We start from the raw sequence: 13,037 nt of genomic DNA, 5'->3' as shown, positions 1-13,037 counted from the left end.
TTTTTTACAGCTTTATCACATTATAATATAGCGTCATTAATACGCAGAAGGCAATAGAAACAGGCAGTGTTTTCTTTACAATATCTCCTAACGTCACATGAAAATAGTCGGCTGCCACCACCAGACATACATGGGTAGGTGAGATCTGGCTGGCTGCATGGGCCATGCACATAAGGTATGCCATTAAGGGGGCGCCTCCCGGAATAGCTGCAAAAGCCAGCGGTGTTCCCATAGCAATGGCACCTGTAGAACCACTGATGACAGTTGCTGTAAAAAATAGCAGACCAAAAATCAGATAGGTAGGCAGAGGCAGTTTTGCCATAGCATCCGGCAGCAGCAATAACACACCTGTATGAGCGATCAGTTCTTTCAGACATAATACAAGAAAGGTATTTCCCAACATCTTCTTTTCAAAAGCAGCGAAAATAAATTTCCTGATTTCATCCAGTGTTACCCGATAAATGATAATACAAAGTGCAATGGATACAAGAACAGACGTTACTACCTGAAAATGAAAAACTAATATCAATATAAGGATAAGAAGCAGTGACCACAAATGCTGGATCAAATGGGCAAAGTCTGCCAGTCGGTTGGTGCTTGCCGGTGTCCCTGTATCATTGGGAATACGGTGCAGATAAACAGCATATCCCAGTCCTGCCAGCGCAAGGACCGGAACGATCATATACAGAATGAACTCTGATATCTCCACTCCAGAAAGATTTGACATAAGAAGTACTGCTGTATAAGTAGGCAGCACACTTTCCGGTATGTGCCTGAACCAGCTGGCTGTAAAAGCCTGCTCTTTTGGATCTAAATATCCCTCTGTCGCATCCTTTACAATATCTGCACAAAGGATCATGGAAGCCGCAGATGGCAGAAGTCCAATGAAAAAAGCTGCTCCTGCTGTATTGATACGGCGGTTATGAAAAATGCCATTCAGATCCTGTTGTGCCAGACGGATCTGACTGCGTGACTCCAGGATCTTCTGCAAAAACGTAATGAGATACAGAGATAATAACACAGATAAAGATGACCAGTTTGTAATAACACTGACTATCTTAGTTCCAATTATTGTTACCGGAATATGAAACAGCACTGCTGTTACGACCATTCCGCCTGCAATCGCCTGATACAGCGGTCTGCCTATGGCTAAAAGAACTATAATAACCGCAAATACCACGCCTAAAAAAGTAATTTCCATGATGTGTGTTCCTCCTGTGTATACGATATCCTCCCGGATTCCTTCATGTACTCAAGTTTACATGCATTTCTCCTCTATTACAAGTTAGCGATTATTTTATTAGTCACTATTAATTTTCATAGTTACTGTCAATATAAAAAGGGCTGCCACAGCAGCCCCCGGAAAATATTCTTTTATTCGATCGTAACTACCTGGCTGCGCTTAAATGCTTCTGGTGCGATCTCATTTCCGATTCCCGGAAGTTCCGGTACTGTAAAAGATCCATTTACCGGTTCGTAATGATGCAGCGCAAGTGAGGTCATCTGCGGCATTTCTGTATTTACGTTATATTCATGGATTACAAAATTAGGAAGTGCTGCTTCCATATGTAAAGAAGCAGCTGTTACGATCGGTGTTCCACATACATGGATCTGGACACCGGCTTCATATACATAGGACATATCACAGATTTTTTTCACCTCTGTAACACCACCGCTGTTTCCAAGATCCGGCTGGATCACCTGAATGGCTTGTTTATCCAACATTTTCTTAAACTGCCATCTGCTGTAAATCCGCTCACCGCTGGCTACTGGAATTCCCGTCTGCTGATGCACATAAGCAAGTGTATCCTCGTGAGGGACTACCGGCTCCTCATAATAGAGAATGCCATATTTCTTTGCCATATTTCCAAACTGGACTGCTGACTGGGCATCTGTATAACAATGGTTTTCCAAAATAATATCTACCTTAGAACCTACCGCTTCTCTTACAGCTGCGATCCTCGCTTCTGCCAAATCCAAATATTCTGGATCCAGATAAGCTGTCTGCTCTGTTCTTGGATATCTTCCTTCATCTTCTCTAAAAGTAAGGAAATTGTATTTTACTGCTTTAAATCCCTTTTCTACTGCAATTTCTGCCTGACGCGCGTAATCTGCTGGTGTTCTTGCTGTTTTTCTTCCAACACCCCAGCCATTTTGCAGCTGGCTTGCATAAGCTTTCAGGGTATCTCTGTGTTTTCCACCTAAAAGACGGTACAGCGGCTGTCCATACACCTTTCCTTTAATATCCCACAAGGCAATATCAAAGGCACTGATACCGCCAAATACAATAGGACCTCCATTGTAACTCCAGAAACACCCCTGATACAGTTTCTGCCAGATTACTTCATGATCCAAAGGATTCATTCCAATCAGCCGGTTGGCCATGTCTTTTAACATGGCAAATGCAGCCTGTGAAGCGCCTCCATAAGATAATGCCACTTCTCCATCTCCATAAATTCCCTCGTCTGTGTATATACGGCATAAAGATGGTCTCCAGCCTCCTTCTACCGGATCGCAATATAAAAGATCGATTTTTGTAATTTTCATTCCCAGTCTCCTTCATCTATGTATTTTTATTACAGTAAACAGCTTATTACATTTGCTAACAGCAGACACCCGGCGGAACAAAGTACCGTTGAAATAAAAATATATTTATAACATTGTCCGGCTGTATATCCGCATGTATCCATGATCGTGATCTGCATTCCGTTGTGGGGCAGACAGCTGAACCCGGCAGTTGCTACCGCTCCCAGGCGGTGGATCAGCTCCGGCTCAAGCCCAGCTGCCAGATATTGTCCGGAAAGCAGGTTCATGGCCACATCCATTCCGCCTCCGCCATTTCCAGTCATTGCTCCTGCGAAAGATGCAGCAATACTAAAGGAAAGATTAGGCGGTACAGGCAAAGCTGATATTGCTTCTAACACAGTCTCCGCTCCATTACATGCAAGAACTGCACCGCCAAATCCAACAGATACAGCTGTTGTAATAACAGCAGGTCCTACTAATTTTGCGCTTTCATTGATAATACGCAGTTTATCCGGAATATTTTTCCAGCCAATAAAAAGAGCCACACCAGTTCCTGCCAGCACTGCATAAGAAAGATCTAATTGTGCAATATTGATCAGTAAAATTATCATTACAAGAGGCAGGACTGATAATGGTCCCGGAATCCCGGCATCCATTTCAAACTTTGTGATCCGTTCTTTAATAGACGGATTTATTTCAAAATGCTCCCCTCTTTGCCTTGCTTTTTTAAATTCCCAAGAAAAATATACGAATATAAATGCCATAGCCGCAGCAGAGCAGAGCAGACCGATCCCGGCAGCTGCAGCCGGTGTTGTGCCCAAATACTGTACAGGAATAATATTGTTTAACTGGGCTCCTCCAGGAAGCAGCGAAAGGGCAAATGTACAGGAGCTGCTCATAATGCAGGCTGGAATATATTTTCCCGGAAGATCTGCCTTGCGAAATGTTGCAAGAAAAATGGGATATACGGTAAATACAATAACAAATACACTGACGCCTCCATAAGAAAGGATCGCAGTTGCTAACATTGCCCCAAAAACAGCATTTTTATCTCCAAAAAGTTTTCCGATCATTTTTGAAAATACAGATGCTAACAGCGTTTCTTCCATTACTTTTCCAAACAAAGCATTTGTAACAAACACCAGAAAATATTTTCCCACAAATCCGGCAAGTGAAACGCCGTAATGATTTATAAACAGATCCATATAAGAAAAGCCATTGGTTAATGCCAGTACCGCCACACAGATCAGTGTTGCCGGGATCAAGCTCAGTCTTTTATAGATCAAAAAAATCAGCAGCAGTACCGCGATCAATACACCTGCCAGTTCCACCTGTATCACCTCCTACTAACCATGCTTTTTTCTTTGTTTCATTATAGAAAAGACGTTTATTTTCTACAATTTTCTATATATTTTATAAGTTACTAAGAAATTTATAAGCACCAGTCAAATCTGTTTTAATGCAGTTTCCAGCTGATAAAGAGCACTATCAAGGATCTTCCTTGGGCATGCCAGATTAAACCGCAGATAACCTTCTCCGCCCGGCCCAAACCAGGATCCTTTATCTACTCCAATATGTGCTTTCTGGTCAATAAATGATTCAATTTCTTCTGTACTCATCCCAGTTCCGCGAAAATCTACCCATACCATATAAGTTGCCTCAGATTTTTTCATGTGAAGCATAGGCAGTCTTTCCTGAACATACCGAACCATATAATCCATGTTGTCATTTACATAGTCGCATAGCGCATCCACATAATTGCCGCTTTTATCATAAGCTGCTTCCAGAGCTGCCGAACCAAACCAATTCATATTAAAAATACGGTTTGCATTTAAGCCTTTTATGTATTTTTCGCGCAACTCATTATTTGGAATAACCGCATAGGCAGTCTGAAGGCCAGCCAGGTTAAAGGTTTTGCTTGGGGCATAATGGACAATTGTATTCTTTTTTATTTTTTCTGAAAGGGTACCAACAGATGTATGTTTAACTCCCTTCATCATAAGATCTGCATGGATCTCATCAGAGATCAGTAGGACACCGTTTTCTGCACAGAGGTCTCCCAGTCTTGTTAATTCTTCTGCTGTCCATGCACGTCCTACAGGATTATGAGGATTAGATAAGATCAGAAGTTTATTATCCGGATCTTTTACTTTTCTTTCCAGATCTTCAAAATCCATGAACCAGTCTCCCTCTTTTTCTATCAGAGGATTATAAACCAGCTTACGCCCATTATTAACAACACCATCCATAAATGGATAATAAACCGGTGTCTGTACGATAATGCCGTCCCCGGGCTTTGTAAAATTCTGGATCGTAATGGTGTATCCCGGAATCACACCTGGAGTAAAAATGATCCATTCTTTTTTTATCTTCCAGTGATAACGGCGATCTACCCAGTTAATGATCCTTTCATAAAAACAGTCTGGTTTTGTTGTATAACCATAACATCCAAGACTGGCGCGGTCTATTACTGCGTCGATCACTTCTTTTGGGGATCTGAAATCCATATCTGCGATCCACATTGGGATCATCGCTGTAGATTCATCTACGCCGAATTTTGAATTGCAGTCATCCCATTTCATACTCCGGGTATTTTTACGATCCAGATCAAAATCAAAATATTCCTTTGTGTAATTCATAATTACATCTCTCCTTGAATACCTTATTATATATATCTGCGGCGCCTGCAGTTATAGACTTTTATTGACTTATTTCCCCGTCTTGTTTAAAATTATAGCAATAGGAAAAGTCCCCGTCAAAAAAGCAAAATATTCCTGTGGATAATAATTTCAACATTTTCTTTCCGTGACACGATTAATTTCGGACAATAAAAGCTGAAAAACTGCACATCATTTGTGTCCGCGATCCTAAATCGTTAAAAAATATTATTTTAGGGAATAAAAAAGGAAACCATATGTCAGAAATAAGCAAAGAAATCGGACAGAATATCCGCCGTACACGTAAAATGCGGAAAATAACCCACCAACAGCTGGCTCAGGCTATTGGCAAAAGCCAGTCCGCTATATCAAAATATGAATCAGGTGAAATAGCCGTGGATATAGACACTCTGTATGCCATTGCCGACGCACTGCAGGTGCATATTGAAACCCTTCTGTATTTTCCCAATACTGCCACATCCTCTTCCACTTTAAAAGAATGCCCCGCTTTTTTCAGAAATGTTAAAAACTTGTATGGTTATGTTTACGATGGAAGGATCAACCGGATCGGGCGACGCCTTTTTGAACTCCATCCGGAAGAAAATGGCCTTACGAAGGTCATGATGTATATGAACTTTGAAGATTATGATCATTACCAGAACTGTGAAAATACTTATAAAGGCTACATGGAACATTTTGATGCAGTTACAAATATCACTCTGCAAAATCGAGATGTGGAAATGGAAACTGCCTATATACAAATACTGGCTCCTACATTAAACGCAGAAACCAAATGGGCTTTATTTACAGGCCTGTCTACAAGACCGATCATGCCTATTGCACGAAAACTTCTACTCTCAAAAAACAGATTATGTGAAAACAAAGAATTGGAAAATCAGCTGAAAGTATCCAAAGAAGATATTAAACAGCTTAAGTTGTACCATATGTATACTGTTACCTGACATTTGAATATACAAAATAAAAAAGACATATTTTCTTCTCTCAAAATCAATTCAGAGAATGAAAATATGCCTTTTATTATCTGTACTTTTAAATTATTACTGTGGGCTTACGATCTTACCTGCGATCGCACAGCTGGCCGCAGTCCTTGGGGAAGCCAGATAGATCTGTACCTTGGATGTTCCCATACGGCCTAAGAAGTTGCGGTTATTGGTTGCAACTACTCTTTCACCATCTGTTAAGATGCCGCCGGTTCTTCCGCAGCACAGACCACAGCCCGGATGGGTGATGATAGCACCGGCCTCTGCCAGTGTATCCAGGATACCCATTTCATCTGCCTGTCTGTAGATCTTGCGGCTGGCTGGTGTAACGATCAGTTTTACAAAATCTGCTACCTTCTTGCCCTTTAAAACCTCTGCAGCTGCTGCCAGATCCTCTAAACGGCCGTTGGTGCAGGAGCCGATAAATACCTGGTCGATCTCTGTTCCTTCCAGTTCGCTGACATTGCGGATCTTGTCTACCTGGGATGGACATGCCATAACCGGTACAAAATCCTCTGCCTTGTATTCCATTACCTTGCAGTAGTTAGCGTCTGCATCTCCTGCCAGGCTCTTCTGGTAATCATTTAAGGTAATATCACAATATTCTGCTGTCTTTTCATCTGGTGTAAACAGCGCACATTTAGCACCTGCTTCAATGGCCATGTTGGAAATGGTCATACGGCTGGCAACTGTCATGTTCTCTACTGCGCTTCCAGAAAATTCCAGTGCCTTGTAGGTAGCGCCATCCGCACCCAGATCACCGATCAGACGTAAAATAACATCCTTTGACATTACATTTTCAGGCAGCTTGCCATTGATCACAACTTTAATGGTCTCCGGCACCTTGATCCACATGGTTCCGGTTCCTAAGATACTTGCCATTTCTGTATAGCCGATACCGGAAGAGAATGCGCCTACACAGCCGTAGGTAGTTGTATGGCTGTCTGTACCAAATGCAATATTACCTGGCTTTACATAACCTGCTTCTGTCATCAGCTGGTGGCAGATACCATCGCTTCTGTGTACATGGGTCATGCCGTATTTTTCAGCAAAGGCATCACCTGTATGGAAATGTCTGGTATCATCTAACTGGCTTGCAGGTACCAGGTGGTCGTAGATCAGGACCACTTTATCCGGGTCCCAAAGCTTCTCAAAGCCCATTTCCTTGAATTTTTCCGCTACAAAAGGGATAAATATATCATGGATCATGACACGGTCCACATTTACAGTCACAATATCTCCCGGCTTTACTTCTTTGCCGGTATTATGCTCTATGATCTTTTCAATTACTGTCTTTCCCATTTCTTACACACCTCACTTCTCTTTCTTAATCCAGACCATTCAGTTTGCGCATAGCCTTTACCAGACCGCCTGCGCGGATAATGCTCATCAGGTTCTCTGGAAGAGAGGCGATTGGGTATGTTTTTCCATTGTAATCCACATGTTCGTTCATTACAACAGAGATGGTATCTCCCTCTTTGATGTCATCATAGAGAGTTGGCTGCTCGATCAGAAGCAGACCATTGTTGATGGAGTTGCGGAAGAAGATCCTTGCAAAGGATTTTGCGATCACGCACTGAACTCCCAGTGCCTTAATGATCTCCGGCGCCTGCTCTCTGGAGGAGCCACAGCCAAAGTTCTTTCCTGCAACAATAATATCTCCCGGTTTGATCTGCGCTGCCAGTTCCGGGCGCAGTGGAGAAAATCCGTACTGTTTCATATCATCTATGGTTTTTAATGCAAGGTACTCTGTTGGGATAATGATATCCGTATCAATATCATCTCCTAAAACCCATACCTTTCCTATCATTTTATCCATTTTTCTATATCCTCATATCTTTGATTTATTTCGTAAACTCACGAACCACGCATTACATCACATCCTCAGCCAGAGCGATCTCTCCTGCAATGGCAGAAGCGGTAACCGTAGCTGCAGAACCTAAATATACCTTAGAGCTTGGATGTCCTGCACGGCCCTTGAAGTTTCTGGTGCCTGTACTGATCAGGACTTCATTTTCACCGATCACGCCCTGACAGCTTCCCCAGCATACGCTGCAGTTCGGATTCATGACAATAGCGCCTGCTTCCATGAAGATATCGATCAGGCCTTCCTTTAATGCCTGACGGTAAACGGTCTGGCTTGCAGGGACTACCAGGAAACGTACCTTTTCTGCCACTTTCTTGCCCTTGATAATAGAAGCACCCACTCTTAAATCTTCAATACGTCCATTGTTGCAGGAGCCTAAGAACGCTTCGTCGATCTTAATTCCACGAACTTCTTCTGCAGGAACTACATTATCCACAAAATCCGGTTTTGCAGCTACAGGACGTACCTTGGATAAGTCAAAGGTATATTCTCTTGCATATACTGCATCTGGATCACTCTTGTATACAGCCTTTGGCTTTCTGCCATGTGCTTCCAGATATTCTAATGCCTTTTCATCCGCCTCAAAAATACCTGTTTTTGCACCTGCCTCTACTGCCATATTGCAAAGTACCATACGCTCACTGATGCTTAAGGATTTTGCGCCTTCTCCGGTAAACTCCATTACCTGGTAATTACATCCGTTTGCACCGATCTCACCAATGATTGTTAAAATCAGGTCTCTTGCATAAACACCTTCCGGCAGTTTTCCTACTAAGTTAAATTTTACAGTCTCAGGAACCAATACCCAGGATTTTCCAGTTACCATTCCATAAAGGAAATCCGTACATCCAACGCCGGTACCAAAAGCACCTAAAGCACCATAGGAACAGGTATGGCTGTCTGCACCGAAGATCAGTTCGCCGGAACATACATAATTTTCCATCATCACCTGGTGGCATACACCTTTGCCTTCCCAGAAATCAATGTTATTTTCCTTTGCGAAATCACGCATCTTCTTCTGGGATGCTGCTGTTTTCGGGCAGTCAGAAGGTACGTTGTGGTCTACGATGAATACCACTTTTTTTGCATCAGCAATATGTGGATTTTTTAATTTATTGCGGTACATATCTACAGTCAGATGTGTAGTACCGTCATTACTCATTAAACGGTCTAATGTTACTGTATGGATATCTCCCGGTTTTACGCTTTCTACGCCGGCTGCTGCCGCTATGATCTTTTCTGCAATCGTCATTCCCATTTTCCTATTCCTCCTCACGGTTTAATGAGGCGATCAGTCCGCCCTGGTTTAAAATATTCTGCATGTATTCCGGCAGCTTGGTGCAGGAATAGGTCTTGCCATTTGCCTGGGCAGTTCCATCTGACATGGAAAGTTCCATGGTATCGCCGGTCTTTACCTCATCCGGCAGCTCCTTACAGACAATAACAGGAAGGCCGATGTTAATGGCGTTTCTGTAGAAAATTCTTGCAAAGGACTTTGCAACGATAGCCTGTACACCTAATGCTTTTAAAACACCTGGTGCCTGCTCTCTGGAAGAACCACAGCCAAAGTTTTCGCCGCCTACAACGAAATCTCCCGGTTTTACTTTTTTAGGGAAATCCGGGTCTAAAGACTCAAAAGCATGCTCTTTCATCTCTTCTAAGTTCGGTAAAAGCAGATACTGTGATGCGATGATCTGATCTGTATCAAGGTCATTATGAAATTTAAAAATGGTTCCTTTTGCCATGATATATGTATTCCTTTCTTAAAGCCGCCCTGCCTGGGTTTTGTTTTTTCTGTGTTTTGTACTGATATGTAGTATACCATAGGATGGGCCGTAATGGAAATGGTGGTTATTGATACATTTAATAACTGTAAGTTATAGAATGCGCCCCACAGATAACCTGTATCATAGAAAAGAGATTGAGATCAAAAGTATTTTTCCCCGCTGATACCGAATTGCTGCGTGCTTTTCTCTCTCACACTTCTTTTACTGTAATTTCATGTACATCCGAGTTATAATGACTTTATATCGAATCCTTAAGGAGGTAGACTTACATGATATGCATAAAAAACGGAACGATCCACACAGCAGTTGATCCGCAGCCATTCACAGGAGATATCCTTATAGGCGGCGGAAAGATCTTAAAGATCGCCAGTCACATTGATGATGATTATGAACAGTTGATCGAAGCTGCCGGACTTAATATTTATCCTGGTTTTGTTGAGGCACACTGCCATACAGGTCTTGATGGCTACGGCAACGGCGTACCAGGACAAGATACCAACGAATGGAATGACCCAGTAGTGCCACAACTGCGGGCTATTGACGGCATCAATCCTATGGATCCCTGCTTTGAAATGGCTGCCAAAGCCGGGATCACCTGCTTTGCCACAGGTCCAGGAAGTTCTGATGCCATTGGAGGCACTTTCGCAGCTGTGAAACCCATGGGAAAACGTATTGATAATATGATCCTTAAATACCCTATTGCCATGAAATGTGCTTTTGGTGAAAATCCAAAACGACGCTATATGACCAGCCGCATGTCCACCCGTATGACCAATGCAGCTTTGATCCGGGAAGCACTGCAGAAAGCTGCATTATACATGGTAAAAAAAGAGGCCGCCGGTGATGACGTCTCCAAGCTGCCTGCTTTTGATCAAAAATCAGAATCCCTGATTCCTGTTTTAAAAGGGGAACTTCCTTTAAAAGCCCATGCACATCAGGCAAATGATATTTTCACTGCCATCCGCATTGCAAAGGAATTTCACGCCAAACTGACTCTGGAACATGTAACAGAAGGCCACCTGATCGTAGATGAACTGGTGAAAGAAAACCTTCCTCTGGCTGTAGGACCTACTTTCAGCCATGCCACCAAAGTAGAACTGCTAAATAAAAGCTGGACCACTCCAGGCATCCTGGCAAAAGCTGGCTGCCATGTTTCCATTATTTCCGATGCACCTGTTACCCCGCTGCATGATCTGCCCCTTTACGCAGGCATGGCTATGAAAGCTGGTATGGATCCGTATGATGCCCTGCGCGCCATCACCATCAACGCCGCCGAACACATCGGTGTTGCTGACCGGGTAGGTTCCCTGGAAACCGGAAAAGACGCCGACCTTGTGATCTGCAAAGGCTCTCCTATGGAAATTTCAGGAGTGGTGAAGTATGTGTTTATTAATGGGGAATTGGTGGAATAACATTATATACCAAAAACTGCTGTATACAGTTTTATCACTCCCGTATACAGCAGTTTTTATTTTCTTCTTATTCTGTTTTTAAAAATACTTCTTGCTTCCCCAAAGATTACTTCTTTTAAGGTCCAGATATTCATTATAAGCCTTTTCAAGGATCTGCTTTTCATTGGAAAACTTCAGCAGATGATATGCTTCGTAAAATTTGTAATACCCGGAATCCAGAAAGTATTCTTCCCGCTGTGGTTTACTGTAGTAGCTGTCAGCCATCATCAGATACCAGTGTACATCTTTTTCTACCACATCCTGGGGCGTATTAAAGGTGTACTGGCTCTTTCCAATGTACTTGATGATAGAAGCGCTTACTCCGGTCTCTTCTTTTACTTCCCTAAGAGCCGTTTCTTTGTATTCTTCGCCAGCTTCTACTGTTCCCTTAGGCAGGACCCAGCCCTCATATTTGTTCTTGTAATTCTTATACAGGACCAGGATCTTCCCTCGAAATATAACCACACCGCCGCAGCTCGTTGCCTCAATCATTGCAATTCCTCCCGGTTTTGGTGTGAATCTGAATAACTGGTTTTAGTATACAACGTTTGAGGGTTATATGCAAGAAGGAAATCTGAGTCGCTAGATGCTTATAATGGTTTTATTATTGGATGTGATAATGCTTTTTCATTCCTTCTAAAAACTCTGGTTCTGATGACAGACGGGTGATATCGCTGGTGCGGCCATCTAGTTGCATGGCGGTGATTAATTTTAAGATGGTCAGTTCACCGGCAGATTTTCCCTCTATTTTGCTCTCTTCCACCCAATCAAGAAGTCCTTTGCACATATTGATTCCTCCTTCTTCACTACGATACTTATCTTTGACCATCTGCAGCTGTTTGGTGTCTGTCATGGCTGCGATCAGGTCGTAGGCATCTTCATCTATGTTTGTAAACTGCTCTTCTCTTTCTTTCAGATATTGTTTTACTGCTTCTTTGTCTAATGAACGGCGGATAAATCCAAATACCTCTCTCACATCTGTTTGAAAACATTCCTCGTTTGTAAATCTGCGGACATCTAAAACATGGATCGGATAGTGGTTGATAAATGTTTTTATCTCTTCCGGAAGATCTTTGTGGGCTAAAATATCATAAATATCTTTGCTGTTGTTCCACGGCTCTTCACCATAATAGATCACAATGGTTACAACTGGTGTTAAAACGTCTGTGTCTGTCAGACTGCTGATATAATCTTTTTTGTTTAAAACACCTTTCTCCCGGTTTTGTTTCTGCAGCTTTTTCATCTGCCGGTCATAAGACAAAGCATCTTCTACCATCACTCGCACCGGCATTCCCCTGTGGATCTTATCCTGGTGTTCCAGGGCAATGATCGTAAATGATGTACCAAACGCAACTCTCTTTACTCCATCACGGAAACGCTGTATCTTTTTCCTTTTTTGTACACCCCAACTGTCTTTTTGTGATTTTCCTGTTTCTCTTGTATCCTGGCTATAAAGCTGTTTTTCCATTATAACCTGCTTTCCATCAAAGATATATCCATTTAACAGATCCGCATACCGCCTGTCGTCATCGAAAAATATCGCTGTTTCTATGTCCTTTGTCCCCATTTATTCTCCCCTTTCTTGCTGTTGCAAGGCAAAGGGGCAGTTTCTAATATTTATTATACAAAATCCAGTTATAAATTTCAATATTCCCCACCCCCGTGCCTGTTTTTAAACAGAATTTCCTGAGACCATTTCCACTTCTTTTAAATTTTTGCTTTTGATCCATGATTTTTAGCTGAAGCTG

12 protein-coding genes are annotated in these 13,037 nt (G+C 42.4%); 2 read left to right on the top strand and 10 right to left on the bottom strand.

Going from position 1 to position 13,037, the window contains the following annotated elements; genetic code table 11:
* Positions 1–4: 4 nt before the first annotated feature.
* The 4 genes from DW251_RS07195 to DW251_RS07180 all read right to left on the bottom strand — a co-directional run bounded on the left by DW251_RS07195 (position 5) and on the right by DW251_RS07180 (position 5,165).
* Entirely contained in the window at positions 5–1,201 is a 1,197-nt protein-coding gene (locus DW251_RS07195; RefSeq protein WP_118300577.1) for a DUF401 family protein, read from the bottom strand.
* 173 nt (positions 1,202–1,374) lie between these two features.
* A complete protein-coding gene (locus DW251_RS07190; RefSeq protein ID WP_021870822.1) occupies positions 1,375–2,547 on the bottom strand; it encodes a mandelate racemase/muconate lactonizing enzyme family protein in 1,173 nt (390 codons plus the stop codon).
* 29 nt (positions 2,548–2,576) lie between these two features.
* Positions 2,577–3,857 (bottom strand): GntP family permease, encoded by a 1,281-nt coding sequence (locus DW251_RS07185; RefSeq protein WP_021870821.1) that lies wholly within the window; start codon positions 3,855–3,857, stop codon positions 2,577–2,579.
* Between the two features lie 114 nt (positions 3,858–3,971).
* Positions 3,972–5,165: a MalY/PatB family protein gene (locus tag DW251_RS07180; RefSeq protein ID WP_118300576.1), complete on the bottom strand. Its 1,194-nt coding sequence runs from the start codon at positions 5,163–5,165 to the stop codon at positions 3,972–3,974.
* Between the two features lie 275 nt (positions 5,166–5,440).
* Here DW251_RS07180 and DW251_RS07175 point away from each other — a divergent pair, with 275 nt between their 5' ends.
* Entirely contained in the window at positions 5,441–6,145 is a 705-nt protein-coding gene (locus tag DW251_RS07175) for a helix-turn-helix transcriptional regulator (protein ID WP_021870819.1), read from the top strand.
* Between the two features lie 96 nt (positions 6,146–6,241).
* Here DW251_RS07175 and DW251_RS07170 read toward each other — a convergent pair whose 3' ends face one another.
* From DW251_RS07170 to leuD, 4 genes are read right to left on the bottom strand one after another with little or no spacing between them, the layout of a single operon-like run.
* The gene (locus DW251_RS07170; protein ID WP_118300575.1) at positions 6,242–7,486 is read right to left on the bottom strand and encodes a 3-isopropylmalate dehydratase large subunit; all 1,245 of its coding nucleotides are present in this window, start codon (positions 7,484–7,486) and stop codon (positions 6,242–6,244) included.
* 25 nt (positions 7,487–7,511) lie between these two features.
* A complete protein-coding gene (locus tag DW251_RS07165; protein ID WP_021870817.1) occupies positions 7,512–8,003 on the bottom strand; it encodes a 3-isopropylmalate dehydratase small subunit 1 in 492 nt (163 codons plus the stop codon).
* 52 nt (positions 8,004–8,055) lie between these two features.
* Entirely contained in the window at positions 8,056–9,309 is a 1,254-nt protein-coding gene (locus DW251_RS07160) for a 3-isopropylmalate dehydratase large subunit (RefSeq protein WP_118300574.1), read from the bottom strand.
* Positions 9,310–9,313: 4 nt separating this feature from the next.
* Positions 9,314–9,796, bottom strand: coding sequence for a 3-isopropylmalate dehydratase small subunit (gene leuD / locus DW251_RS07155; protein ID WP_021870815.1), 483 nt, complete (start codon positions 9,794–9,796; stop codon positions 9,314–9,316).
* Positions 9,797–10,110: 314 nt separating this feature from the next.
* Here leuD and DW251_RS07150 point away from each other — a divergent pair, with 314 nt between their 5' ends.
* Positions 10,111–11,250 carry an amidohydrolase gene (locus DW251_RS07150; RefSeq protein WP_347474633.1) on the top strand — a complete coding sequence of 380 codons (1,140 nt, stop codon included), beginning with the start codon at positions 10,111–10,113 and terminating at the stop codon, positions 11,248–11,250.
* 78 nt (positions 11,251–11,328) lie between these two features.
* Here the strand turns inward: DW251_RS07150 and DW251_RS07145 are convergent, their stop codons facing one another.
* Positions 11,329–11,781, bottom strand: coding sequence for an NUDIX domain-containing protein (locus DW251_RS07145; protein WP_021870813.1), 453 nt, complete (start codon positions 11,779–11,781; stop codon positions 11,329–11,331).
* Between the two features lie 112 nt (positions 11,782–11,893).
* Positions 11,894–12,856 (bottom strand): Rpn family recombination-promoting nuclease/putative transposase, encoded by a 963-nt coding sequence (locus tag DW251_RS07140; RefSeq protein ID WP_021870812.1) that lies wholly within the window; start codon positions 12,854–12,856, stop codon positions 11,894–11,896.
* Positions 12,857–13,037: the final 181 nt, after the last annotated feature.

The organism is Clostridium sp. AM22-11AC (assembly GCF_003473545.1).
Lineage (GTDB): Bacteria > Bacillota > Clostridia > Lachnospirales > Lachnospiraceae > Enterocloster.
The sequence above is the reverse complement of the archived record's forward strand: the minus strand, read 5'-3'. Positions and strand labels throughout refer to the sequence as shown.

Coding starts and splice junctions, on each gene's coding strand:
- DW251_RS07195 (WP_118300577.1), bottom strand. CDS start 1,201: ATGGAAATTACTTTTTTAGGCGTGGTATTTGCGGTTATTATAGTTCTT.
- DW251_RS07190 (WP_021870822.1), bottom strand. CDS start 2,547: ATGAAAATTACAAAAATCGATCTTTTATATTGCGATCCGGTAGAAGGA.
- DW251_RS07180 (WP_118300576.1), bottom strand. CDS start 5,165: ATGAATTACACAAAGGAATATTTTGATTTTGATCTGGATCGTAAAAAT.
- DW251_RS07175 (WP_021870819.1), top strand. CDS start 5,441: ATGTCAGAAATAAGCAAAGAAATCGGACAGAATATCCGCCGTACACGT.
- DW251_RS07170 (WP_118300575.1), bottom strand. CDS start 7,486: ATGGGAAAGACAGTAATTGAAAAGATCATAGAGCATAATACCGGCAAA.
- DW251_RS07165 (WP_021870817.1), bottom strand. CDS start 8,003: ATGGATAAAATGATAGGAAAGGTATGGGTTTTAGGAGATGATATTGAT.
- DW251_RS07160 (WP_118300574.1), bottom strand. CDS start 9,309: ATGGGAATGACGATTGCAGAAAAGATCATAGCGGCAGCAGCCGGCGTA.
- leuD (WP_021870815.1), bottom strand. CDS start 9,796: ATGGCAAAAGGAACCATTTTTAAATTTCATAATGACCTTGATACAGAT.
- DW251_RS07145 (WP_021870813.1), bottom strand. CDS start 11,781: ATGATTGAGGCAACGAGCTGCGGCGGTGTGGTTATATTTCGAGGGAAG.
- DW251_RS07140 (WP_021870812.1), bottom strand. CDS start 12,856: ATGGGGACAAAGGACATAGAAACAGCGATATTTTTCGATGACGACAGG.